The sequence below is a fragment of the Fischerella sp. PCC 9605 genome, assembly GCF_000517105.1.
In the GTDB taxonomy this organism is placed as follows: Bacteria; Cyanobacteriota; Cyanobacteriia; order Cyanobacteriales; family Nostocaceae; genus PCC9605.
Map to the genome: position 1 here is coordinate 2,416,577 of NZ_KI912148.1, position 21,931 is coordinate 2,438,507.

The following is a 21,931-nucleotide window of genomic DNA, read 5'->3' on the forward strand; positions in this document are numbered from 1 at the left end:
CGGAAAGAAGCTACTAAAATAAGCCGAGTGCTAAGTTGGAGTTGAAAAACCGGCGGTAAAAACAGGAATCAAGTAATGGCCCTGATATTGACATTTTTGGGCAAAAGCGGCACTCCTCGCACAAAAGTAGCGATCGCCGCTGCCAAATTATTGGCAAGCCAAGGAAAGCGCGTACTTCTAGCTGGAAGTGCAGAACCAGCATTACAAATTTTGTTGGGTGTCCCGATCGGTTCTGACCCCCAAGAAATAGCTGCTAATCTACAAGTTGTACAGTTTAAAACATCTGTACTGCTAGAACGTAGCTGGGAAGATGTGAAACAACTGGAAGCGCAATATTTCAAAACGCCCATCCTCAAAGACGTTTATGGTCAAGAACTATCCGTCTTACCGGGGATGGACAGCGCCCTTGTTCTGAATGCCATTCGTGAGTATTACGAAAGCGGCAAATATGACGCAATTATCTACGATGGCAGCGGTGACACCACCACTTTGCGGATGTTTGGGATGCCAGAGTCTCTAAGTTGGTATGTGCGGAGATTTCGGCAATTGTTTGTTAACTCCGATTTCGGCAAGGCAATTTCCGAATCGCCCTTGATTCAACCGTTAATTAGCACTTTTTTCAACGTCAACTGGACAGCAGATAACTTTGCCCAACCCACCAACCAAGTCAACAATTTCCTAGACAAGGGTAAAGCCGCCCTTGCCGATCCCAAGCATGTTGCCGCTTTCCTGGTGACAACCCCTGACCCTATTGAAGTTGCTTCTGCCCGTTACCTTTGGGGTGGTGCCCAACAAGTCGGTTTAACCGTAGGTGGCGTTATCCTTGTATCTTCTGACAGCAACATTCATCTCTCTGAGGAATTTACTCCCTTACCTGTGAGTGTCGTTCCAGATATCAAAGCTGAAGACTGGCAAACGTTGATGGATGCCCTACCCAACTTTACAGCACAAGCAGTACAAGCTCCTAAACCAATTGAAATCGACATTCACGAATGCAAGGTAAGCTTATTTTTGCCTGGATTTGACAAAAAACAGGTCAAACTCACCCAGTACGGGCCAGAAGTCACTATAGAAGCAGGAGACCAAAGACGGAATATTTTCTTACCTCCTGCCTTGAGTGGTAGACCTGTTACTGGCGCAAAGTTTCAAAATAATTATTTGATCATCTCTTTTTAGGAAATGCGGAAAAATAACAGGGGAAGGGGAAAAGGGAAAGGGTGAAAGGTTAACAATCTTTTACCCTTTACCCTTTACCCTTTACCCTTTAACCTACTTAAGTACGCCTATGTCTGACTCAACTCCGATAACTCCGAATTCCAATACACCTGATGCACTAGAGTCAGTAGCACCAACTGAGGAAGCAGCTAGTGTTAGTCGCAGTGCCAAAACCAGGCAACTTCTGGGCATGAAAGGTGCCGCATCTGGAGAAACCTCGGTTTGGAAAATCCGCTTGCAGCTGATGAAGCCGATCACCTGGATTCCCTTGATGTGGGGTGTAATTTGCGGTGCGGCTTCTTCTGGAGAGTACACCTGGACGCTGGAAAATGTTTTGAAGTCTTTGTTGTGTATGTTGCTGGCTGGCCCAATCATGGCGGGTTATACCCAAACCATGAATGAATACTACGATCGCGAAATTGACGCCATCAACGAACCCTACCGTCCAATTCCCTCCGGGGCAATTCCCTTACCCCAGGTAGTCACCCAGATTATAGTATTGCTTTTGGCTGGAATTGCCATAGCATTTACTTTGGATGTTTGGGCAGGTCATGAATTTCCTACCATCACAGTTATCGCGTTGGTGGGTGGCTTGATTGCCTACATTTACTCTGCCCCACCTCTGAAGCTAAAACAAAATGGTTGGCTAGGCGGTTATGCCCTTGGTGCTAGTTACATCGCCTTTCCTTGGTGTACCGGCCATGCTTTGTTTGGGGAACTGAATTGGAAGATTGTAGTTTTCACTGCGATTTACAGCTTGGCTGGGTTGGGTATTGCCGTTGTCAATGACTTTAAGAGTATAGAGGGCGATCGCAAATTCGGATTAAAGTCATTACCTGTCATGTTTGGTGCTAATAGTGCCGCTTGGATTTGTGTAGTATTGATTGATGTCTTTCAAGCGGCGATCGCTGCCTATCTAGTCTACGTTCATGAGAATTTGTATGCCGCACTTCTGGCATTACTAATCATCCCGCAAATCACCTTTCAAGATATGTATTTCCTGCGTGACCCGATGAATAATGACGTAAAATACCAAGCTAGCGCTCAACCTTTCCTAGTTTTGGGAATGCTTGTTGCTGGTTTGGCAATTGGTCATGCTGGCATATAATTCACCCTTTTGTTATCTCTGTGGTAAGAGGTCATGAGTGAGGAATGAGAAGTTAAGATCGCTAGTAACTTCTCGATCCTCACTCACAGTTTTTATAAGTCTTTTCCAAAAATTGCCGTGTTACAAATACTGTCTTTTCTCATTCATACAATTCAACAGCTTTTAGTGCCGATTTGCTTTGTCAGCGCTTGGGTGTTAATTATTCTGGTTGCGTGGAGTTTATGGGCAGCAACGCGCGACAGCGTTAAGACAGCTCAAAAAATGCATCAAATCCCCTGCGCCAGCTGCCAATATTTTACCGACGATCATCGTCTCAAATGCACAGTTCATCCCTCAGTTGCCAATACAGAAGAAGCAATAAATTGTATCGACTATCAAGCTAAGACGAATGCGATGTTTTATTAGAACTTGTTGTTGGTTGGTAGTTGGTGGTTATTGGGAATGAACACCAAACAACAAACAACAAACAACAAACAACAACTAACCATTTCCCATTTCCAGCAATACCTTTAAAACACCTTTAGTTTGGGCGTGGGCAAAAGCTGCTAGTCCTTCCGAAAGGGGATAACGGGCATGAATGAGGGGTTGGACGTCCACTTTGCCTTGTGCTAGCAGTGCCAATGCTGGTGGAAACGGGCCGCAGCGTGAACCAATGAGAGTGATTTCATCCACTACCAATGAAGAAGCATCTAAACTCAGGTTGCCAGCATAGGTACTTTTGAGTACCAGTGTACCGCGAGGACGCAAAGCACGGCGGGCGATCGCAAATCCTTCCGCATTGCCTGTACACTCTACTGAAATATCAAAGGCTCGATTTGTCACTGCATCAGCGAAGCCTGTTTTGATACCCCGTGCCTCTAAGTTAGCCAGTTTATCGCGATGACGACCTATTACCAAAAGGTCACAGCCTGTCACAGCTAGTGTTTGCGCTACTAATAGCCCCAATTTGCCATCCCCAACCACCAATACTCGGTCATCTGGACGCAACGCCACCTGCTGCTGAATTTCCAGTGCTGCGGCTACAGGTTCGGTAAATGTTGCTGCTTCTGTGGGAACATGTTCTGGGACAGGATGCAGATTTTCTACAGGCAAACAAAGATAATCGGCAAAAGCGCCATTGCGGTTGACAATGCCAAGTACAGTGCGGTTTTCGCAGTGAGTAGAGTTTCCGCTACGACAAAAGCGACATTGTCCGCAGACAGCATTAATTTCTCCGACAACGCGGCGGTTAAGTAAGTGTTCTGGGCCTTGTTCAACAACACCGACAAATTCATGCCCTAAAATGCCATTGTAGGGATAATAGCCTCTAGTAAGTTCCAAATCGGTGTTGCAAATACCTGCACACAAAACTCGTACTAAAGCCTCTCCCGATGATGGTTCGGGAATAGGGATGTCGGTACGTAATTGCAGTTGCTTGTTTTCCAGCCAGAGTCCTTTCATGTTAAAAGCTGAACTTATCCAGCGTTGTGTGAAAAAAATGACACTGTTTATTCAAAGCAAGTTACCGTCATACGCAAAAATATTAGCAAATGAGCGGCAAAGCTTCCAAACAAAAAAAGTATTTTTTTACTTTTTACCTTTCACCTTTTACCTTCTTCTATTGACATTGCCTGCTTTTGCCGAAACAGTAAAAAATTCCTGTCCTCCCAAATTAGTTGTAAATGCACCGCCTACCAATCTAGACACTATTTTTCCAGACTGGGATAAAACTTGTGGAAAACCAGAGAATTTTATCTCTAGCCCTCAACAGATGTTACTGGAACTAGCAAAAGCGGATGTAGTGTATCTGGGGGAGACTCACGACAGTTCCATCGATCACCAAAACCAACTCAAAATTATTCAGGAACTCCACCAACGTAATCCGAAAATTGCGATCGCCATGGAAATGTTCCAGCGTCCCTATCAAGGTGTTGTCGATCAATATCTGGCAGGTAAACTCACTGAACAAGAACTAACAGAGAAAAGCGAGTACGAAAAACGCTGGGGTTTTCCTTGGGAAAATTACGCCCCCATCCTCCGCTTTGCGAAAGCAAAACAATTACCCGTCTTAGCATTAAATACACCCTCGGAAGTTACCCGTCAAGTTGCCCGTCAAGGATTAGAAAGCCTCACACCATCACAGAAGCAATTTATTCCTCCCTTTGCAGAAATTCGCATCGATAACGAAAAGTATCGGCAGTTAGCGCTACAAGCATTTCAACAGCATCAAGATGCAGGCCATGGTAACAGTGCTGATGCCGAACGCTTTTTTTTGGCGCAGGTACTGTGGGATGAAACAATGGCAGAGGGCATTGCCAAGTTTGTCAAAGCTAACCCAGATTATCAAGTAGTCGTGTTAGCTGGACAAGGACATATTATCTACGGTTACGGAATTCCCAGCCGCGTTAAACGTCGTCTAGAGGGTAAGAAGTTAATTCAGCGTTCGGTTTTACTTAGCCCTCCAGAAGAAGCGACAGCTGGTAAAGAAGGTGAGGCGGCTGATTTTATCTTTGAGAAGACAAAGTAGAATTACTTCAAATTTAAAAATCTATCCAAAGCTACTACCATACTAGGAGGCCAGCGGCGGATATTTTTCACCCAGTTAATGTCTTTGTAGCGCCTGTCAAGCCCAGAAGCAGCTACCCAATTACTTTCAGCTTCGCCTTTTTGTCCGTTTACCCAAAGTGCGGCGGTGAGTGCAGCACGTGTATCGGCAAAATTGGGATATTTGCGGACTATATTTTTCATTTCTTTGATTGCTTGGTCTATTTGACCAGTTTCATACAATACAAGAGCATAGTTACCACGAGCAATAACTAAATTCGGGGCTAGTGCCATTGATTTTTTATAGTCAGCAATAGCTTCTTGCCATTCACCCAAACCTGCTTTAGCAGTACCACGATTGTTATACGCCATTGCATCGTTAGGATCGAATTCGAGAATGCGGTCATAATCGGCGATCGCTTCTTCCCATCTTCCCAAACCCTCCAGCGCCGTGCCACGATTCAAATAGGGGTCTGTTACGTCCGGTGCAAGTTCTACAGCTTTGTTAAAATCTGCCAGCGCCTCTTGCAGCTTGTTCTGACTTACCCTAGAATTTCCTCGATTACTCCAAGCCGCAGCATTATCGGGGAATTGCTCAATAATTTCTGTCCAATACTGTTCAGCCGTGGCAAAATCACCTTTACTCGTCGCTGCAAAAGCCGATCTAGCCAACTTATCCCATTTTTGCAACTGCTGTTGACTAACTTGAGAAGATTGAGTTTGGGCAATTGCAAAATCACCCCAAACAAACACCAGTAGCAGACTTAACAAAATAACAAATAACCTAATCATTTGTGTTCTTAGAGTGAGAGATGGGTGAAAATTCCTCTTTGTGTCTTAGTGTCTTGGTGTTTCAATCATTCTTTTTTCACCACTAAGACACAAAGACACCAAGAAAAATCCATTTCCAAGACTCAGGTCTTGACAAGGGCACGCCTAGCTTATAATCCCTAAAGCAAAGACAACTGTTCGTTAGGCGGCTTAAAACCCATATGCTTGTACGCCGCAGCCGTCGCTACCCTACCACGGGGCGTCCGGCTTAAATAGCCAATCTGCATCAAATAAGGTTCATAAACTTCTTCTATGGTTTGGGTATCCTCACCCGTCGCTGCTGCAATTGTTTCCAATCCCACCGGGCCGCCATTGAATTGTTCAATTATTACAGTCAGCATCCGGCGGTCTGTCCAATCCAAGCCGCAAGGATCTACTTGGAATAGGTGTAATGCTTCGGCTGCAACGCTTTCGCAAATTTTATCAAAGGATTTTACCTCTGCATAATCACGTACACGCTTGAGTAATCTATTTGCTATACGTGGTGTTCCTCGCGATCGCTTGGCTATTTCTTTAGCACCATCCTCGGTGACGGTAGTGTTGAGTAACTGGGCGCTACGCAGAACTATCTGACTCAGTTCTTCTACCTCATAAAATCTTAACTTTTGAACTAAGCCAAAGCGATCGCGTAGAGGAGAAGTCAGCGCACCCACACGGGTTGTTGCTCCTACCAAAGTAAACTTTGATAGTGGTATACTGCGAGTCCGAGCGCTGGAACCTTTGCCAATGGTAATATCTAAACGATAATCTTCCATTGCTGGGTATAAAATTTCCTCGGTCATCCGCGAGAGGCGATGAATTTCATCGATAAACAGCACATCCCCTGGCTGAAGATTCACCAACAATCCGACAATATCTCTAGGGCGTTCTAGGGCTGGGGCGCTGGTAATTTTGTAATTTACCCCCATCTCAGCTGCTAAAATCATTGCCATTGTGGTTTTACCCAAACCAGGAGGGCCATACAATAGCAGGTGATCCAGTACTTCACCTCTGGACTTAGCTGCTTTAATTGCTATGTCTAGTACATCTTTTAAATCTTTTTGGCCAATATAATCGGCAAACCGCTGCGGTCGAATACTCTCTTCCTGCTTACCTTGTTCATCAGTTGCAGCTTCAGGTTGCAAAATATTCTCTTTTGGGGATGCTTTTGCCGACTCCCGGCGCTGCTTTGGTTGTCCGCCGCCTGGTTCGTGAGGCTGTTTTTTCGAGGAGATAATCGCCATAGTTCAGCTATCTACTTTTACTTTTACACTTTATTGAGGGCAAGTGGTAGCAGCACCAATGCGTATAAATACGGAAGCAAAATTTTTCTTTCTTAAATACGCTTGCCAATTTAAAATTTAAATTCCGGGGAACTACTTAGGAGTAGAAAGTTTATCATGCTGGCTAAGAGAATCTTACCGTGCCTAGATGTGAACGCGGGACGAGTTGTAAAAGGAGTTAACTTTGTTAACCTCCAGGATGCAGGCGATCCGGTCGAATTAGCACAGGTTTATAACGAAGCGGGAGCAGATGAGTTAGTGTTTCTGGATATTACGGCAACTCATGAAGACCGCGACATTATTATCGACGTGGTTTACCGCACTGCTGAACAAGTCTTTATTCCCCTGACTGTTGGCGGTGGCATCCAATCCTTAGAAAATGTTAAAAATCTGTTACGAGCCGGAGCAGACAAGGTTAGTATTAATTCTGCGGCGGTACGCGATCCAAATTTTATCAATCGGGCTAGCGATCGCTTTGGCAATCAATGCATAGTAGTTGCGATTGATGCCAGACGCAGAAAAGATCCTAACAATCCAGGTTGGGATGTGTATGTGCGAGGTGGACGGGAAAACACAGGTATAGATGCCATATGGTGGGCACAAGAAGTGGAAAAACGGGGTGCAGGAGAATTGCTAGTTACAAGCATGGATGCCGATGGCACTCAGGTTGGTTATGACCTCGAATTAACAAAAACGATCGCTGAAGTTGTACAAATTCCAGTCATTGCTTCTGGTGGTGCGGGTAATTGTCAACATATCTATGAAGCACTAACAGAAGGTAGAGCAGAAGCCGCATTACTAGCTTCATTGTTACATTACGGACAATTAACTGTGGAGGCAATTAAAAATTATTTGCGCGATCGTCAATTACCAATCAGAATGCCATCCTGAAAATGCCAATCTTTCGTTTCAAGATATCTACAGCATTTAACCCAGTTCCTGAAAACGATGTTAAACTTGGTAAAGAAGAATTAAAAAATATTAAGAAATATGTTGATTCCTATTTTAGTTTTTGATGTGGCGCTAGTAGCTTGGTCGCTGCACTTAATGGAAAGAGCTTACGAAAGTAAGGAATTTTCATTGATGTTAGCAGGTTTGTTAGTTGCGCTGGCAGCTGCTGCCATGATGGTAGTTTACTTTTTGATGGGGCATTGTATGAGTTATTTGTTACAAGTCTCTTAATGAGAAAAGTACCCATCTAAAAGAATATAAACTACTAGATCAAAATAGCATTTTAGTATTCCTGATTACCCATTTCATTACACCACTTATCTAACAAGACATAGGTGTCTTGTAGGAACTCTACAATCAAGGTGTTGCTGATGACAGTTATTCTAAGTAGGTAAAATCCTTAACTCTCTGAAGTGAATATCAGCAAAGTTTTTATAGATAGCGAAAAATTAAGCTTGTAAGTAAATCGGCACGAATAAAGTTAACTCGTAAGGGTCGTCATTTGTGAGCCAGCGCGGTCTTGGGGGGTTCTCCCCATGTAGACGCGCGCAGCGCGGCTTCCCGAAGGGTACGACTGCGTAGACGCGCGCAGCGCGGCTTCTCGCAGAGTAGGGCTTCTCGCAGAGTACCCGTAAGGGTCATTGGTCATTGGTCATTGGGTAGGGGCAAAGCATTTGTACTAGTACATTTAGCTTTGATGTCAAGATATACATACAAATGCTGTGCCCTTACAGGCATTTTTACTTTTATTTAAAATATAAGTATTGTTTACTTGAGTGAACTGAGGGGGAAATCTGCGTGAAAAACTCGTTTCTGCCGCTAAAGCGACTTGCTGTTGCTGCAACCTTGATGGGAGTTGGCTTTGCTTCCTTGCTGATGCCGCAACCTAGCCTAGCTGAACCAAGCGAATTACCGAACCTGCCTACTTACGATCCGCAAACCAATACAGACGACCCATACAACGCTGAAAATAATCCATTCTCTAACTCCAATACAAGTGATGGATTTGGCGTGTTTAACTTAATTCATCGTGCCAATCTGGCTGTACCAAATTTTGATCAAAATGCACAAAATCAACAACTCGATGAGGCAGCAAGAGCGTTTAAAAGCAGAAGTCAACAACAAATGCAACAAGTCCAACAGCAGCCATTATCAGGTTTTGAGGTAAATACACCAGGGGTAGTAACTACCCCTGATCGGTAAATCAAAACAGCAAGCCTTTAGCTATCAACTTTCAGCTTTCAAAAGCCGATCGCTGATAGCTAAATTTATTTTATAGTCCCAATGCTGCTAAGACATCGCTGGCGTGGGTAGAAGTGTTGACGCTAGAGTCAACATGGATGATTTTGCCGTTGCCATCAATCACGTAAGTAACGCGCTTGGCATAACCACCACCATCAACATCATAAGCTTTGATTAGGGTTTGGTCGGTGTCAGCTAATAGCGGAAAATTGAGATTATATTTTTGGGTGAATGCTTGGTGCGAGGCTTCATCATCTGCACTCACTCCTAGTACTACAACATCTTTACTTTGATATTCGTTTCTCGCATCCCGGAAGCTACAGGCTTGTTTGGTGCAGCCTGGAGTGTCATCCTTGGGGTAAAAATACAAAACTACTGTCTTGCCTTTGAAATCAGACAAAGAAACTGTATTACCGTTAGTATCTTTAGCGGTAAACGTAGGTGCATCTGTCCCAACTGCTAGAGGCATAATTTACCTTTCCTACTTGAAATTATTGATGCATCTGAAATTTTACAATAATTTACAATGATTACAGGAAAACACAGAAAAAATAGACTGTTTTTAGGTATGAGCTTGTATTTGTAAGCAAATAGCTACAAACAGACATTTTTGGAAATCAATCTTCATTAATAAAAAATTCTCAGGAAACTAAAATGCCTGCTGTTGATGGCCAGAATCAGAAAACCTTGACATATCCACATGGCACTATCAAAAGAGCCAAGCGATCGCTGTTTTGTTCTCCCTTCAATCTTATTTTATTTACAGCGATGCTGTCAGAACGGGTAGCGTTGAGTGAAATTGCTGGCAATTCTGGCATTCACAAGGGCTATACCAAACGCCCTTTGTCGGAATTAGCAGCAGAAAACGCCTTAGCATGGCTGATCCAAGTGGGTGTACTGCGACGTGAAGTTGATGGTCAGGGAATCACAGATAGTTTTCGCCTCACGCCTCTTGGCCGTCAAATCGTAGAGGAGTTTCAGCATCAACCTTGGACTACTCCAACATGGGGCGATCGCTTCTTGAATGCTGTGATTCGGTGGTTCAGACTGCCATTTTAGAATTTGTTGTTTGTTGGTTGTTGGTGGTTGGTTGTTGGTTGTTGGTTGTTTTTACCCATCAACCGCCAACCACTAACCACTAACCACTAACCACTAACCACTAACCACCAACCACTAACCTATACCAATTTTGAAGTGAAAAGTTAAGAGTCGGGCGCAAGCGGGAACAATATATACGGAAGTATCTACTCCCTTTATGAAGTCTTTACTATAGCTCTGCAACTCGATTTGAGATATAGCTTCTGGGTTGTCATTAGTCATTAGTCATTTGTGAGTACTAATGACAAAAGACAAATGACCAATGATGGTCATTTAGGCAACCTTACAACTCAAACAGCATTGCTGTATTACATTTCGCCCATTTAATATCACACCGGATCGGAAAAATAACTAAATATGAAAGCAATTATGGTAGTGGGAACGACATCTCACGCGGGAAAATCACTTTTAACTACGGCTATTTGTCGCATTTTGTCACGACGTGGCTGGCGAGTGGCTCCCTTTAAAGGTCAAAATATGGCTTTAAATGCTTATGTAACTGCTAATGGTGGAGAAATTGGTTATGCTCAAGCAGTACAAGCTTGGGCGGCGGGAGTTGTTCCCTGGGTAGAAATGAACCCAATTCTCCTTAAACCCCAAGGCGATATGACTTCTCAAGTAATTATCAAGGGTAAGCCTGTTGGAAAAGTAAGTGCTGTAGATTACTACGAGCAATATTTTGAATTGGGATGGCGGTCAATTGAAGAATCTTTACAGCAATTATCAACAGAATTTGATTTGCTGGTTTGTGAAGGTGCTGGCAGTCCGGCGGAAATTAATCTCAAGCACCGCGACTTAACTAATATGCGGGTAGCAAAGTATTTAAATGCCCCTACTCTACTGGTAGTTGATATTGATCGGGGTGGTGCTTTTGCCCATGTAGTGGGAACCTTGGAATTACTTGAGCCAGAAGAACGGGCTTTGATTCGCGGTGTAGTGATTAACAAGTTTCGGGGACAGCGATCGCTCTTAGAATCAGGCATTAAGTGGCTGGAGGAGCGTACGGGTATCCCTGTAGTTGGTGTGATTCCTTACATGGAAACCTTGTTTCCGGCTGAGGATTCCCTTGATTTGATGGAACGCAAATCACACAAATCCACAACCGAACTTAACATTAGTGTGATTCGCTTACCGAGAATTTCTAATTTTACCGACTTCGATCCATTGGAATCAGAATCTACAGTTTCAGTTAAATACTTAAGTCCCAAGCAAGATTTAGGACATCCTGATGCAGTAATTCTCCCAGGTACTAAAACAACTATCCCTGACTTGCTGCTGCTGCAAAAAAGTGGCATGGCAGAAGCGATTCAACACTATGCAGCAGCTGGTGGCACAGTCCTGGGCATCTGTGGCGGTTTCCAAATCCTCGGTCAAATGATTGCCGATCCAGAGGGTATCGAGGGACAAGCCGGCAGATATCAAGGGTTAGGATTATTACCCATCAAAACAGTAATTACAGGACAAAAAGTTGCCCGCCAACGCCAAGTAACCTCAAATCATCCGCAAATGGGTTTACCCGTAACTGGGTTTGAAATTCACCAAGGGCGATCGCGGATTGAAACCCAAGGCATAGATTCCCACTCCTACTATCCCTTATTTGACGATCCGAATTTAGGATTAGTAGATAGTTGTCAATCAGTTTGGGGTACTTATCTCCACGGCATCTTTGACAATGGCCCTTGGCGTCGCGCTTGGTTAAATCGCCTGCGTCAGCAACGAGGCTTGAAATCTCTACCAACAGGTGTTGCTAACTATCGCGATCAGCGAGAAAATCTTCTAGACGGCCTTGCCACGGAAATTGAACGACATTTAGATTTAACTCCGTTGTTGTCGTAGTAGGCTGGAAATCATGACTGTTCGCATCCATTTCTTACCTGATGATGTTATGGTTGATGCCCAAGTGGGAGAACCCCTACTAGATGTAGCAGATCGGGCAGGGGTAATTATTCCCACTGGTTGTCTGATGGGTTCTTGTCACGCTTGCACAGTGGAATTAGAGGATGGAGATGTCATCCGTGCTTGTATAAGTGCAGTTCCACCCGGGCGTGAAGAAGTGACGATAAATTTGTTTAGCGATCCAACGTGGTAATGAATAGTTGTTGGTTGTTTGTTGGTTGTTGTTTGTTATCTGTTCCAAACAACCACCAACTACCAACCACCAACAAAATCCACTAACCACTATCCACTATCTACCCTCTTGTTTCGCTTTAAGAGCGTGTTGTTTAAACCGCTCCATGTCTGCTAGAAGTGTTGATTCTACTATCCGGCCTAAAAACAAATTATCCATGATTTTGCCAAGGATGCCAGGAATAGCGTAGCCAACAGTAAGCTTGACAATAGTATTGGTATGGCGATCGTAAAAGCGGATGGCTCCTCGATTCGGCAAACCATCTATCGATTCCCATTGGATAATTTGGTTAGGAATAACTTTGAGAATGCGAGATTTCCACGTAAATTCAAAAGCACCAGATTTCAGCTTCCACACTGATAACTCTGGATTATCCTCAGGTACTTTTACCGAATCAATCCACTTCATCCAACGGGGCATTTGCTCCAAATCAGACCAGAGACTCCATACTAAATCTATAGGAGCCTCTACCTCTACCTGCACGGTATGTTCTAACCAATCAGACATTCGATTTTGGATTTTAGATTTTGGATTGGAAATTGTTGGTTGTTGGTTGTTGGTCGTTGATTGTTCCAAACAACAAACAGCAGTCATCAATCAACTCCTACCTCATAGTCTGTTGTTTTCACGGTCTCTAAAATAACTTTTGCTGCACGCTTTCCTGAAACCGTCGCTCCCTCCATACTATCGATATAGTCCTGCTGCGTGTAACTCCCCGCTAGGAAGAAATTAGCTACTGGTGTTTGTTGACTGGGACGATAAATATCCATCCCTGGCGCTTCCCTATACAAAGATTGAGCCAGCTTAACCACACTGTACCAGGTCATATTTAGTTCTCGCGATGAGGGAAACAACTCATGTACTTGTGCTAAAACATGCTGGGCAATTTCTTCATTGCTTTGTTTAATAAACGGATCTCCTGGTGTCAATACCAGCTGTAACAAAGACCCTTGTCCTTGGCGATAATAATCAGCAGGGCTAGTCAAAGCTAAATCGGCAAAGCAGGAAAAGTCAGCATCGGCAGTATATAACAAATTATCAATTCCTACTGCATGCTCCAGCTGTTTGCGGGCTTGGGCATCTCGAAGTTCTGTCACCCAACCATCAAACCGCAACTGTACTGTTGCCACTGGTACTGCATCTAATTTATAAATATTGTCAAATTCTGACCACTTGCGCCACTGTTGGGGTAAAAGACGCTGAATTCCCGGTACATCACAAGCAGCTACGTAGGCATCAGCGGCGATCGTTTCTTCTATATCACCGTTAGCAACTAACATACCAGTGATGCGGGTTTGTTCTTCTTCCTCAGTAAACTGTATTTCCCGGACTCTGCGGCGGGTGTAGACTTTTGTACCCCTTGCTTCCAGATATTCCAGAATCGGCTTGTGCAGGTATTCGTAGGGTGAACCTTTGAGCATCCGCAGTTTCGATGCTTCTGTTCTGACTGCAAATAGCTGAAAGATTGTCAACATACAACGGGCGGAAATATTTTCGCAATCAATAAAACCTAAGGCGTAGGCAATCGGGTTCCACATCCGCTTAATACTCCCTTGGCTACCCCCATGACTGCGAAACCATTCGGCAAAACTGACTTTATCCAAGTCGCGGATGTTTTGCATCGCACTATCAAAGTCTACTAAACCCCGTACGATTGGGCTTGTTGAGAGCGCTATTGCATTCTGCAACTTATCCCGCGGCGAGAGTTGGGAGGTAGTGAAAAATGCCTTTAGGCCGTTGAAAGGCGCACCCATTAAGAAACGAAAATCAAGCGCACCAGTAAATCCTCCTTTATTGATGAAGGTATGGATGTGTTCTTTAGGAAGCAGGTTTTCAAAAGCTCCCACCTTCTTCATCAATTCCAGCAGTTGATAATAGTTGCCAAAAAAGACGTGCAACCCCATTTCAATATGATTGCCATTGCCATCTACCCAACTGCTAACTTTACCACCTACAAACGGACGAGACTCAAATATCTGGACTTCACAGCCAGCATCAGCTAAATCTACAGCGGTTGCTAGCCCAGCCAGTCCCGCACCTACGATTGCAACGCGCATTCCGTCCTTCCTTTTCAATTGCTTTACAAATTGTAACTGGGTTGGTGTCGGAATTTGCGAATTGTATTTGGTTAACAGTTAAGGGAGTAAAACGCACCCTTGCAAATCTGTACAAGAGTCAAATTAAGTAAAAGGTAAAAGGTGAAAATAAATTTTTACCCTCTTTCTTCTTCTTTTTTGTTTGTCTTGTTGACTTAATTGTCTCTCCTCCTATTTGTTTGCATCTTTTGTGTCTTCAGCTACGGGTAATCCTCGGATGAGTTCCCGAATTACATCAGTTGCTGGTCTTCCAGTTTGCTGACAATACTTTTCCAGTTTTTCGGCCTCCTGTGCTGCTAAATTCACAGTAATACGTTTTACAGCCCATTTTTTATTAGTCATTTGATTATGCTATTTGCTGTATACCAACATCATCGAAGAAAAGAAGAAAATGTATGTGAGGATGAAAGAGATAAGAATATCAGAGTTTTTGTCAGGAAACAAGCAATGTCATGAGTATAAAAAAATTGGTTTGTTTAGACTGTTCTTCATTTTCTAATGAAATAGTAAAGATTGAAATGAATCGATAGTTGTTGTGACAGGAGCCATAGCGCACACTAATGAACTTTGCCAGAAGAAAAAACCAACTTGAGAAAGAATTTTATAAATTGAATACAGATGGTTGCTGCTAACTACATAACTATTTTTTCAAATCTGAGATCGGCAAGGGGATTTACCTATCTCTCAAGCACAAGTTCACCAAATACTTTTGGAGAAAACATATGCCACAATACCTGCAAGTATGGTGTTAAGGTGTTAGCCTCTTTAGTGGTCAAATGCTGAGATATTTCCTGTTCTAGTAAGTGCAGCATGCAGCGAATTAGTTCCCACTGAACCTGCAATCTTGGGTAGAGCATCACACATAGTGGAAATAATTCTTGTTGGATAGCATTGATGCTTCCTTCTAAACTGCATACCCACAGATAAACTTGAAACATCTCTACATCTCTAATGCTAGAAATTTGCACCCTTGGTTCCCTTAATAAACCTGAACCAGAGCGATAATTAGGATAAATTTCAATTATCTTTTGGCATATCTTATTGGCAATTTGTGTACTAATTGGCAAGAGTTTTTGTACTGCTGCCAAAGCAGGAGAATTATAATCATGTTCACCTGCTGCTTCGTAAGCACGTTGGAGTGGCATATACAGGTGGTCATCAATTACTTTCAAGTAACCACCAAGTGCGGTTTGCTCTAAAGGTGAAAGAGTTTGTAGCAAACCAAGACTTGTATAGTGAAATTGCATACTCACAAAGCCAATTACTCTCGGATCGGTTTGTGTGTATTTCTTCCGCAAAGTTCCCACATTTGTACTTATTACTGTTGCTAGGTGAGTGGAAGCTGAAGAATCAGCTTCCATTTTTTGGACTTTTTCTGATTCTAACTCTCCCTGATAAGCAAGTTCTAATTGTGTAGACAGCTTTTGCTTGAGTATCTGTTGGGTGTATAGATGCAAAACCTGTTCGTATATCCCAAAAGCGTCTGCTGTAATTTCCCAAGGATTAATTAACTTAGGGTCAATACGATGCCGTTTGACTTCCTCTGATAATAATGTTTCTGTTTTATTCCAAGCTTGCAGACTAACAGTACGAAGTGAAGCCATTAGCTTTTGTGCCGTTTTTTCTCGTCCCTCAACAGACACTATCTTTTTGAAGTTCAAATGATCTTGCTTATCTTCGTACAAGGAATTAAACTCTATCGTCTGTAAATACTTTTTAGCCCATTGTTGCGCTAAATAGGGTACAGTATATTTTTTTTTACCTTCGACGAAATGGTTTAAATTAATACCTGACTTATCATCCATCTCCATTATTATTATTTTTGTGCTTAGAAGTACAAACACCCTGTATACAGATGTTTAAATTGTATATGTTTTTCTCTTCATTTGTATGACTTTAATTAATCTTCAAGCGAATTTATACTTATTTTTTTATTTGTGTTTTTATGGAAATCTTAAAAAGAAATAATAAAAAATACATGAAAGTTTAAAAATAATGAAAAGCAACAATCTCTTGACAAAGTTGGTTGTATAAAAGTCAAGAAATAACTAATAAAGCAAAGGCATCATAATTATTGTTGATCTAACAACAGTTAGACATGATAATAGTCAGATTTTATGCTTTGCCTTCATATCTTCATCCACTGATATAATTACTGTCAGCATAGATTTAATATATAGTTTTCATAAAAGATTAATAAATTATAGTTTTCAAAGTCAAAAAAAGTAAAAAATATGAATAGCTTGCCATACTAACCTTATAGATTCATAAAATATGCATATTAAAATAAAAGTAGTTTAAAATGATTAGAGTAAATATTAAAAAATTACTAGGCTTGATTTATAAATATTTAACTTTGAATTTTAAAATCTTTAATTTGTATAGCAATCCTATTTAATTTGTGAAAATTGAGGATCTCAGAACCCCGGTTTCTTTTAGAAGCTGGGGTTAATTCTCATACTAGGTTGCAGTCAAAGATAGTACTTCTCCTCTCCCAGATTGGGAGAGGGGAGGGGGAGAGGGCACGAATTGCTATTCTGAACACAACTTGGTATCATTACCAGTTCAACCTGGTAACGAGGGTGGTGGGCTGCTGTCTCCGAGCTGTTGCATAGGCGTGCAAGATGTGAAGCTCTTAGCGTTGCACCTGTCCCAAGCAATCGCAGTTTCCTTGTCGCTAAGCATTAAACGTACTCTCGGTTGGCTTGGACGCTACCACCGACTCAGCAAGGACTATGAGTATTTGCCCGTAACTATCTACTGATACGAAGTTGCGTTCAGTCGTGAAGACTGATGGGGTGATGGGGTGAACCGCTTCGCGGAATTCAAAATTCAAAATTCAAAAATTTTGACTTTATGAATGCGTGAATGCGTGACTTTTCATCTCCTCACCTCCCCACATTCGAGACTTACTATCTTTGATTGCAACTCGGTATGAGCAATGCTACGCAACTTGCTTCGTCGATTGGCATAAACTTTCACTTCTCAGACGTTCTCTGAGGATATGAATGAGTATTAAAAACTATAAGTACACACTGTTAAACAGTTATATTTGCAAATAATATAAACTCTGTAGGAGGATGCCCACAGAGGGTGTATGCTAAGCGATCGCACAAAATATTATTCAAATTGCAGTTGGGGCATCAGTTGGAGAGTACCGATGCCTAAATCTTTGGGCGAAAGCGATCGCGCTTCAAATAAAGCCATCATATCTCGTAACTGAGGGTTGCCACGGGCAGCACCGGTGAGTCCTTTGGCGATGATTAAACCGCAGTAGCCTTTGGTATTTTTACAGCGCTGGTTCCATTTTTTCCGCGCTTCGACGTGAATGGGGTCATCATCTAAGAACTCACCGAAGAGGAACAACTCACCATTTTGAGTTTGCAGTAAACCGAGGTCGTAGCGATCGCCACCAAAAGGATCGGAACCAGGGTTAAAGCAAATGGCTTTGAGTCCTCCTGCTTGTTCAATATTTTCAATCACAGTCTTAGCTTTGGGACGGGATGTTTGAATTAAGATCACGGGCAAACCGTCACCTACTGGTTGAATTTCCCCAGCTTTATGGTAATTGACTCCTTGGTGTAGGTACTCTAGCATCTCCCAAGACACTACACCCAAGCTGAGGAAAGAGTCTTCTGGTATCAAGTCATCTCGCAACGATCGGAAAGTTGGCATTGTGACCGAGCCAGTTTCGTCTTCCTCATCGACATCATAGCCCGCCATTTCCTCTAATTCTGCTGTCAACTGCGGTGTACTAGAGACAGTCACAGACACCGATTTGACTTGTTCGTCGCGAGACTCAGGTAGTGAAATACGGTAGCGACGGCTGAGGGCAGGAAAATTGCCGCTACCTAACTGACGACGGTGATCTCGGATAAAACGGCAAAGGCTTTCGAGAGCAACATATACTATCAGTGCCTCTTCATCATACAAAACCGATCGCAGTCCCTCTAGAGGATGAATGTTGCCGAAGGTGGGTTGAATTTCTGACAATGGCAAATCGGCCAAATCATCAAATTCTTTTTCATCTTCGTCGGTTTCGTCGGCATGTTCAAAAGTTAAAAACAGGCAATCTTGCTTCAGGAAAGCTTCTTCTAAATGTCCTTGTGATTCGTCTTCTCTTAAAATTGTGGCGCGAAACTGCTTAAGGGATTCTTCGGAACGATACAACAAGACTCCATACTCCATCCCCAGCATCCCCATCATCGAGGCATAGACTGTACCTACATCCCACTTGTTAATCTCTATTGACAAGATTTGCTGTTCTTCCAACAATTCCCAAGGTGCTGCCTGCCAAATTGCAAATGCCTTATCTCGCAGGGCATGTGCATACTGTGGAGGTAATTCGGGAACCTGACTGTCGAGAATTTCGGCAAACCCACGAAACAGTTCATCAATTAAAGGCAATTCGGGCGAGTAGTCAATCGCAATATCCAAATCTTGAAGGACGCCGCGCAAGTAAAATTGTATTTCGCGGTCTCTCACCACAATTCTTTGAGGACGGGCAGGTTTGGCAGGACTATGGGGATTCTCCATCGATCGCATCAAAGTCCGAACAATTGCCTCGGGGCCACTTTCTGGGGGTACTACATCCATTCCCCGGACGATGCCTTGTGTACCATCTACCCAAAGAATACATTCGCCCTTGGCCTCAGAGTCTGGGTGCTGGGTTTGTGATGATGACAATGGACGGCGATCGCCCTCCCATACAGAAGGAATTTGAGTTAATTTCCGCAAACGACGGCTGGTAGAGCGATTAAAACTTGTCATAGAGTAAGTGAATCAAAACAAGCGATTTGAAAGTACACTTTTGGGTCAGGGCTAGCCTCCGATAAAACTCCCTTGAGTATTCATTGAAGGGTGGTTGTGGCTGTGGGCTGCCAAAGGCTGAAATTCCAAAAATACGGAATCTCTAAACACATTGAATCTCTCAATTCTAGAATAAAAATCTTTGCGTGCTTTTGACGGACTATTTACAATTGGCAACTTCGGACATCAATCTCGCTAAAATGAATAGAAAAACCTTTGTCCAGACGCTTTAATAGAAGCGTCTCCACAATTTTCGGAGCAACCTGCGGACGAAGCCTTTAGGTTAAAAGTTCCTGGCTTCCTCTTATTAGGGTAATCGAAAACCATATAAGGAGTTGAAAAAGCACATGACACAAGCAACTCAGTCTTCACAACGAGGAATTCAGTTGAGTGAATCAGCATTGCGGCAAGTGAAATTTTTGCAGTCAAGGCAAGGCGGCAAAGACTTATGCTTGCGGGTGGGAGTGCGTCAAGGTGGTTGTTCTGGAATGTCTTACCTGATGGACTTTGAAGACCCGAGTAAGATTACTTCCGGGGACGAAGTTTTTGATTATGACGGCTTCAAAATTGTTTGCGATCGCAAAAGTTTATTATATCTCTATGGCTTAATGCTTGATTATAGCGATGCCATGATTGGTGGTGGCTTCCAATTCACCAACCCCAACGCCGCCCAAACTTGTGGTTGCGGTAAGTCATTTGGAGTGTAATATAATCATTTGTCCTTTGTCATTTGTCATTTGACGAAGGACTAATGACTAATGACCAATGACTAATGACCAATGACTAATACAGTTGAATCCCTGTTTGACACAGGCTTAGAACGCTATAAAGCGGGAGAATCAGCTGATGCTTTGATTCCCGTGTTTAAAGAAATTTGCGATCGCGCTCCTAAAAGTAGTGCTGCTTGGACTTGTTTAGCGTGGTTGTATTTGTTAGATGACAAACCCAACCCCGCTTTCAAAGCTGCACAAAAAGCAGTAAAGTTAAATCCGCAAGATCCACAAGCAAGGCTCAATCTTGCCATTGCTATGTTGGAGACTGGCCAAAAAGGTTTGCGTCAACACGTTGATGCAGCCAATCAATTAATGATAGTCAGCCCAGAATTGCGAGAGGAAATCAGAAGTAGTATTGAAGACGGTTTTAGCAGAAAACCAGATTGGCAGAGTTTGGCGAAGGTTCAAACTTGGCTATTTGAAGAGTAACAAGGGAAATTGTTGGTTGTTGTTTGGAACTAACAACCCTTCGGGTTCGCCAGTCGCTCATGGGGGGAACCCCCTGTTCTGCGCGCTGGCTCACCACCAACAAACAACAAACAACTAACAACTAACAACCCTGATTTTCTATTGAAATTATGAAAGAAAAATTTTTGAATTGGCTAAACCTAGTTTTGGTAGTTGATGTATTCCTGGTTTTACTTGGCTTTGGCTGGTTGGCGATCGCAGTTATTGGTAAGGCATCAGGAGTACCGTTAGGCTTGGATTTGTGGTACAAACTGTGGCAACCCGTATTTAACCCAGCTATTGGTATCCTTATGGCTGGTGCGCTTCTCAGCGGTATCATCAATTGGATTTCACGAAAATTTCAGTCTAATTAATAGCGTTGTTGTTTGTTGGTTGATGGTGGGTTTTTCCAACCAACAAACAACAAACAACAACCAACATCACTTCAAAATTTGCTCTAAGGCAGGCTGTAAATTAGGATACTTAAATTCAAAGCCACTTTCTATAGTGCGCTTGGGGAGAACCTGTTGACCTTCTAAAACTACTACTGCCCCATCCCCCAAAAGCGCTTCAATCGCAAAACCTGGAACTGGCAACCAAGAAGGACGATGCATTACTTTCCCCATTGTGTTGGATAATTCTGACATACGCACAGGCTGAGGAGTAGTAGCGTTATATACACCTGACATTTGCGGTTGAGTTAAGGCTTGTAGAATCAGGTTAACTAAATCATCTATATGTATCCATGAGAACCATTGTCTACCGCTACCAATAGGGCCACCAGCAAAGAGTTTGAAGGGGGTAATCATTTTACCCAAAGCACCACCCAAGCCCAAAACAATACCAAATCGCAAAATCACAAGCCTGACACCAGCATCCGTGACTTTTTGGGCTTCTGCTTCCCAAGCTTGGCAGACTTGGGCGAGAAAATCGTTACCTGCTGAGCTAGTTTCATCAAAAGCAGCAGTTTCACTAGTGCCGTAGTAACCAATCGCTGAAGCATTGACTAAAACACTGGGTTTGGGGTTAGCGTTGACTATTGCTTCTACGATTTTTTGAGTACTGAGTTTGCGGCTGTTGAGAATTTCCTGCTTGCGTTCTGGTGTCCAGCGTCCCTCGCCGATGGGTTCGCCTGCGAGATTTACTACACCATCACAAGTAGCGATCGCTTCTTGCCATGCACCAGACACAGTCGGTGTATAGGCAACTATTTCTACATTTGGGAAAGCTTGCTTTGGGAAAACCTTTTGAGCATGGGCGGTATTACGAGTTAACACTAGCACTCTATGACCTTCTTTGTGGAGTCGTTCTACCAAGCGACTACCGACAAATCCTGTGGCTCCACTTACTGCAATTTTCATGATTTAACCTCCGCCAAACCCGATTTTAAAGTTTTTATCTCAACTGAAAAGAAGGAAGAAGTATAAAGTGTTAAGTATTGAGCCTAA

Annotated in this window: 25 protein-coding genes; 13 read left to right on the top strand and 12 right to left on the bottom strand. The window is 43.0% G+C overall.

The window, feature by feature from the left end:
- Positions 1 to 75: 75 nt before the first annotated feature.
- The 3 genes from FIS9605_RS0112940 (at position 76) to FIS9605_RS0112950 (ending at position 2,728) form a co-directional block, all read left to right on the top strand.
- The gene (locus FIS9605_RS0112940; protein WP_026732960.1) at positions 76 to 1,176 is read left to right on the top strand and encodes a Get3/ArsA fold putative tail anchor-mediating ATPase NosAFP; all 1,101 of its coding nucleotides are present in this window, start codon (positions 76 to 78) and stop codon (positions 1,174 to 1,176) included.
- A gap of 109 nt (positions 1,177 to 1,285) precedes the next feature.
- On the top strand, positions 1,286 to 2,323 hold the full coding sequence (gene chlG, locus FIS9605_RS0112945; RefSeq protein ID WP_026732961.1) for a chlorophyll synthase ChlG: 1,038 nt from the start codon (positions 1,286 to 1,288) through the stop codon (positions 2,321 to 2,323).
- Positions 2,324 to 2,440: 117 nt separating this feature from the next.
- A complete protein-coding gene (locus tag FIS9605_RS0112950; RefSeq protein ID WP_026732962.1) occupies positions 2,441 to 2,728 on the top strand; it encodes a hypothetical protein in 288 nt (95 codons plus the stop codon).
- Positions 2,729 to 2,803: 75 nt separating this feature from the next.
- Here FIS9605_RS0112950 and FIS9605_RS0112955 read toward each other — a convergent pair whose 3' ends face one another.
- Positions 2,804 to 3,763: an MDR/zinc-dependent alcohol dehydrogenase-like family protein gene (locus tag FIS9605_RS0112955; RefSeq protein WP_026732963.1), complete on the bottom strand. Its 960-nt coding sequence runs from the start codon at positions 3,761 to 3,763 to the stop codon at positions 2,804 to 2,806.
- A gap of 37 nt (positions 3,764 to 3,800) precedes the next feature.
- Between FIS9605_RS0112955 and FIS9605_RS0112960 the strand changes: the two genes are divergently transcribed.
- Positions 3,801 to 4,829, top strand: a complete 1,029-nt coding sequence (locus FIS9605_RS0112960) for a ChaN family lipoprotein (protein ID WP_026732964.1) — start codon at positions 3,801 to 3,803, stop codon at positions 4,827 to 4,829.
- A 2-nt stretch (positions 4,830 to 4,831) separates the two neighbouring features.
- Here the strand turns inward: FIS9605_RS0112960 and FIS9605_RS0112965 are convergent, their stop codons facing one another.
- Both FIS9605_RS0112965 and ruvB read right to left on the bottom strand, forming a co-directional pair.
- Positions 4,832 to 5,638 (bottom strand): tetratricopeptide repeat protein, encoded by an 807-nt coding sequence (locus FIS9605_RS0112965; RefSeq protein WP_026732965.1) that lies wholly within the window; start codon positions 5,636 to 5,638, stop codon positions 4,832 to 4,834.
- 158 nt (positions 5,639 to 5,796) lie between these two features.
- Positions 5,797 to 6,900, bottom strand: coding sequence for a Holliday junction branch migration DNA helicase RuvB (gene ruvB / locus FIS9605_RS0112970; protein WP_026732966.1), 1,104 nt, complete (start codon positions 6,898 to 6,900; stop codon positions 5,797 to 5,799).
- Positions 6,901 to 7,056: 156 nt separating this feature from the next.
- Here ruvB and hisF point away from each other — a divergent pair, with 156 nt between their 5' ends.
- From hisF to FIS9605_RS0112985, 3 genes are all read left to right on the top strand, one after another.
- Entirely contained in the window at positions 7,057 to 7,830 is a 774-nt protein-coding gene (hisF, locus tag FIS9605_RS0112975; protein ID WP_026732967.1) for an imidazole glycerol phosphate synthase subunit HisF, read from the top strand.
- A 99-nt stretch (positions 7,831 to 7,929) separates the two neighbouring features.
- Positions 7,930 to 8,121, top strand: coding sequence for a hypothetical protein (locus FIS9605_RS0112980; protein WP_026723255.1), 192 nt, complete (start codon positions 7,930 to 7,932; stop codon positions 8,119 to 8,121).
- 567 nt (positions 8,122 to 8,688) lie between these two features.
- Entirely contained in the window at positions 8,689 to 9,093 is a 405-nt protein-coding gene (locus FIS9605_RS0112985; RefSeq protein ID WP_026732968.1) for a hypothetical protein, read from the top strand.
- A gap of 70 nt (positions 9,094 to 9,163) precedes the next feature.
- On the opposite strand, the gene FIS9605_RS0112990 is transcribed toward FIS9605_RS0112985, so the two are convergent.
- Positions 9,164 to 9,601 (bottom strand): peroxiredoxin, encoded by a 438-nt coding sequence (locus FIS9605_RS0112990; RefSeq protein ID WP_026732969.1) that lies wholly within the window; start codon positions 9,599 to 9,601, stop codon positions 9,164 to 9,166.
- A 185-nt stretch (positions 9,602 to 9,786) separates the two neighbouring features.
- Here FIS9605_RS0112990 and FIS9605_RS0112995 point away from each other — a divergent pair, with 185 nt between their 5' ends.
- Entirely contained in the window at positions 9,787 to 10,191 is a 405-nt protein-coding gene (locus tag FIS9605_RS0112995) for an Npun_F0494 family protein (protein WP_026732970.1), read from the top strand.
- 114 nt (positions 10,192 to 10,305) lie between these two features.
- On the opposite strand, the gene FIS9605_RS44030 is transcribed toward FIS9605_RS0112995, so the two are convergent.
- A complete protein-coding gene (locus FIS9605_RS44030) occupies positions 10,306 to 10,452 on the bottom strand; it encodes a hypothetical protein (RefSeq protein WP_197036031.1) in 147 nt (48 codons plus the stop codon).
- Between the two features lie 135 nt (positions 10,453 to 10,587).
- On the opposite strand from FIS9605_RS44030, the gene cobQ reads away from it, so the two are divergent.
- Both cobQ and FIS9605_RS0113005 read left to right on the top strand, forming a co-directional pair.
- Positions 10,588 to 12,066 carry a cobyric acid synthase CobQ gene (gene cobQ / locus FIS9605_RS0113000; protein ID WP_026732971.1) on the top strand — a complete coding sequence of 493 codons (1,479 nt, stop codon included), beginning with the start codon at positions 10,588 to 10,590 and terminating at the stop codon, positions 12,064 to 12,066.
- 13 nt (positions 12,067 to 12,079) lie between these two features.
- Positions 12,080 to 12,319, top strand: coding sequence for a 2Fe-2S iron-sulfur cluster-binding protein (locus tag FIS9605_RS0113005; protein ID WP_026732972.1), 240 nt, complete (start codon positions 12,080 to 12,082; stop codon positions 12,317 to 12,319).
- A gap of 96 nt (positions 12,320 to 12,415) precedes the next feature.
- On the opposite strand, the gene FIS9605_RS0113010 is transcribed toward FIS9605_RS0113005, so the two are convergent.
- The 6 genes from FIS9605_RS0113010 to FIS9605_RS0113030 all read right to left on the bottom strand — a co-directional run bounded on the left by FIS9605_RS0113010 (position 12,416) and on the right by FIS9605_RS0113030 (position 19,224).
- The gene (locus FIS9605_RS0113010; RefSeq protein WP_026732973.1) at positions 12,416 to 12,865 is read right to left on the bottom strand and encodes an SRPBCC family protein; all 450 of its coding nucleotides are present in this window, start codon (positions 12,863 to 12,865) and stop codon (positions 12,416 to 12,418) included.
- An 86-nt stretch (positions 12,866 to 12,951) separates the two neighbouring features.
- The gene (gene zds / locus FIS9605_RS0113015) at positions 12,952 to 14,415 is read right to left on the bottom strand and encodes a 9,9'-di-cis-zeta-carotene desaturase (protein WP_026732974.1); all 1,464 of its coding nucleotides are present in this window, start codon (positions 14,413 to 14,415) and stop codon (positions 12,952 to 12,954) included.
- A gap of 210 nt (positions 14,416 to 14,625) precedes the next feature.
- The gene (locus FIS9605_RS0113020) at positions 14,626 to 14,796 is read right to left on the bottom strand and encodes a ribbon-helix-helix protein, CopG family (RefSeq protein ID WP_026732975.1); all 171 of its coding nucleotides are present in this window, start codon (positions 14,794 to 14,796) and stop codon (positions 14,626 to 14,628) included.
- Positions 14,797 to 15,131: 335 nt separating this feature from the next.
- Positions 15,132 to 16,259: a hypothetical protein gene (locus FIS9605_RS0113025; RefSeq protein WP_442854707.1), complete on the bottom strand. Its 1,128-nt coding sequence runs from the start codon at positions 16,257 to 16,259 to the stop codon at positions 15,132 to 15,134.
- 872 nt (positions 16,260 to 17,131) lie between these two features.
- Complete coding sequence (locus tag FIS9605_RS44035; RefSeq protein WP_197036032.1) at positions 17,132 to 17,290, bottom strand: hypothetical protein; 159 nt, start codon at positions 17,288 to 17,290, stop codon at positions 17,132 to 17,134.
- Positions 17,291 to 17,574: 284 nt separating this feature from the next.
- Positions 17,575 to 19,224, bottom strand: coding sequence for a DUF6930 domain-containing protein (locus FIS9605_RS0113030; RefSeq protein WP_026732977.1), 1,650 nt, complete (start codon positions 19,222 to 19,224; stop codon positions 17,575 to 17,577).
- A gap of 386 nt (positions 19,225 to 19,610) precedes the next feature.
- Here FIS9605_RS0113030 and FIS9605_RS0113035 point away from each other — a divergent pair, with 386 nt between their 5' ends.
- From FIS9605_RS0113035 to FIS9605_RS0113045, 3 genes are all read left to right on the top strand, one after another.
- Complete coding sequence (locus FIS9605_RS0113035) at positions 19,611 to 19,970, top strand: iron-sulfur cluster assembly accessory protein (protein WP_026732978.1); 360 nt, start codon at positions 19,611 to 19,613, stop codon at positions 19,968 to 19,970.
- A gap of 72 nt (positions 19,971 to 20,042) precedes the next feature.
- Entirely contained in the window at positions 20,043 to 20,465 is a 423-nt protein-coding gene (locus tag FIS9605_RS0113040; protein WP_026732979.1) for a tetratricopeptide repeat protein, read from the top strand.
- 149 nt (positions 20,466 to 20,614) lie between these two features.
- On the top strand, positions 20,615 to 20,857 hold the full coding sequence (locus tag FIS9605_RS0113045) for a hypothetical protein (RefSeq protein ID WP_026732980.1): 243 nt from the start codon (positions 20,615 to 20,617) through the stop codon (positions 20,855 to 20,857).
- 66 nt (positions 20,858 to 20,923) lie between these two features.
- On the opposite strand, the gene thyD is transcribed toward FIS9605_RS0113045, so the two are convergent.
- Entirely contained in the window at positions 20,924 to 21,844 is a 921-nt protein-coding gene (thyD, locus tag FIS9605_RS0113050; RefSeq protein WP_026732981.1) for a thylakoid membrane protein ThyD, read from the bottom strand.
- Positions 21,845 to 21,931 lie beyond the last annotated feature (87 nt).

Coding starts and splice junctions, on each gene's coding strand:
- FIS9605_RS0113025 (WP_442854707.1), bottom strand. CDS start 16,259: ATGGATGATAAGTCAGGTATTAATTTAAACCATTTCGTCGAAGGTAAA.
- hisF (WP_026732967.1), top strand. CDS start 7,057: ATGCTGGCTAAGAGAATCTTACCGTGCCTAGATGTGAACGCGGGACGA.
- FIS9605_RS0112960 (WP_026732964.1), top strand. CDS start 3,801: ATGACACTGTTTATTCAAAGCAAGTTACCGTCATACGCAAAAATATTA.
- FIS9605_RS0112995 (WP_026732970.1), top strand. CDS start 9,787: ATGCCTGCTGTTGATGGCCAGAATCAGAAAACCTTGACATATCCACAT.
- thyD (WP_026732981.1), bottom strand. CDS start 21,844: ATGAAAATTGCAGTAAGTGGAGCCACAGGATTTGTCGGTAGTCGCTTG.
- FIS9605_RS0113040 (WP_026732979.1), top strand. CDS start 20,043: ATGACTAATACAGTTGAATCCCTGTTTGACACAGGCTTAGAACGCTAT.
- FIS9605_RS0112940 (WP_026732960.1), top strand. CDS start 76: ATGGCCCTGATATTGACATTTTTGGGCAAAAGCGGCACTCCTCGCACA.
- ruvB (WP_026732966.1), bottom strand. CDS start 6,900: ATGGCGATTATCTCCTCGAAAAAACAGCCTCACGAACCAGGCGGCGGA.
- FIS9605_RS0112990 (WP_026732969.1), bottom strand. CDS start 9,601: ATGCCTCTAGCAGTTGGGACAGATGCACCTACGTTTACCGCTAAAGAT.
- cobQ (WP_026732971.1), top strand. CDS start 10,588: ATGAAAGCAATTATGGTAGTGGGAACGACATCTCACGCGGGAAAATCA.
- FIS9605_RS0113035 (WP_026732978.1), top strand. CDS start 19,611: ATGACACAAGCAACTCAGTCTTCACAACGAGGAATTCAGTTGAGTGAA.
- FIS9605_RS44030 (WP_197036031.1), bottom strand. CDS start 10,452: ATGACTAATGACAACCCAGAAGCTATATCTCAAATCGAGTTGCAGAGC.
- chlG (WP_026732961.1), top strand. CDS start 1,286: ATGTCTGACTCAACTCCGATAACTCCGAATTCCAATACACCTGATGCA.
- FIS9605_RS0112955 (WP_026732963.1), bottom strand. CDS start 3,763: ATGAAAGGACTCTGGCTGGAAAACAAGCAACTGCAATTACGTACCGAC.
- FIS9605_RS0113045 (WP_026732980.1), top strand. CDS start 20,615: ATGAAAGAAAAATTTTTGAATTGGCTAAACCTAGTTTTGGTAGTTGAT.
- FIS9605_RS0113005 (WP_026732972.1), top strand. CDS start 12,080: ATGACTGTTCGCATCCATTTCTTACCTGATGATGTTATGGTTGATGCC.
- FIS9605_RS0113020 (WP_026732975.1), bottom strand. CDS start 14,796: ATGACTAATAAAAAATGGGCTGTAAAACGTATTACTGTGAATTTAGCA.
- FIS9605_RS0112965 (WP_026732965.1), bottom strand. CDS start 5,638: ATGATTAGGTTATTTGTTATTTTGTTAAGTCTGCTACTGGTGTTTGTT.
- FIS9605_RS0112980 (WP_026723255.1), top strand. CDS start 7,930: ATGTTGATTCCTATTTTAGTTTTTGATGTGGCGCTAGTAGCTTGGTCG.
- FIS9605_RS0113030 (WP_026732977.1), bottom strand. CDS start 19,224: ATGACAAGTTTTAATCGCTCTACCAGCCGTCGTTTGCGGAAATTAACT.
- zds (WP_026732974.1), bottom strand. CDS start 14,415: ATGCGCGTTGCAATCGTAGGTGCGGGACTGGCTGGGCTAGCAACCGCT.
- FIS9605_RS0113010 (WP_026732973.1), bottom strand. CDS start 12,865: ATGTCTGATTGGTTAGAACATACCGTGCAGGTAGAGGTAGAGGCTCCT.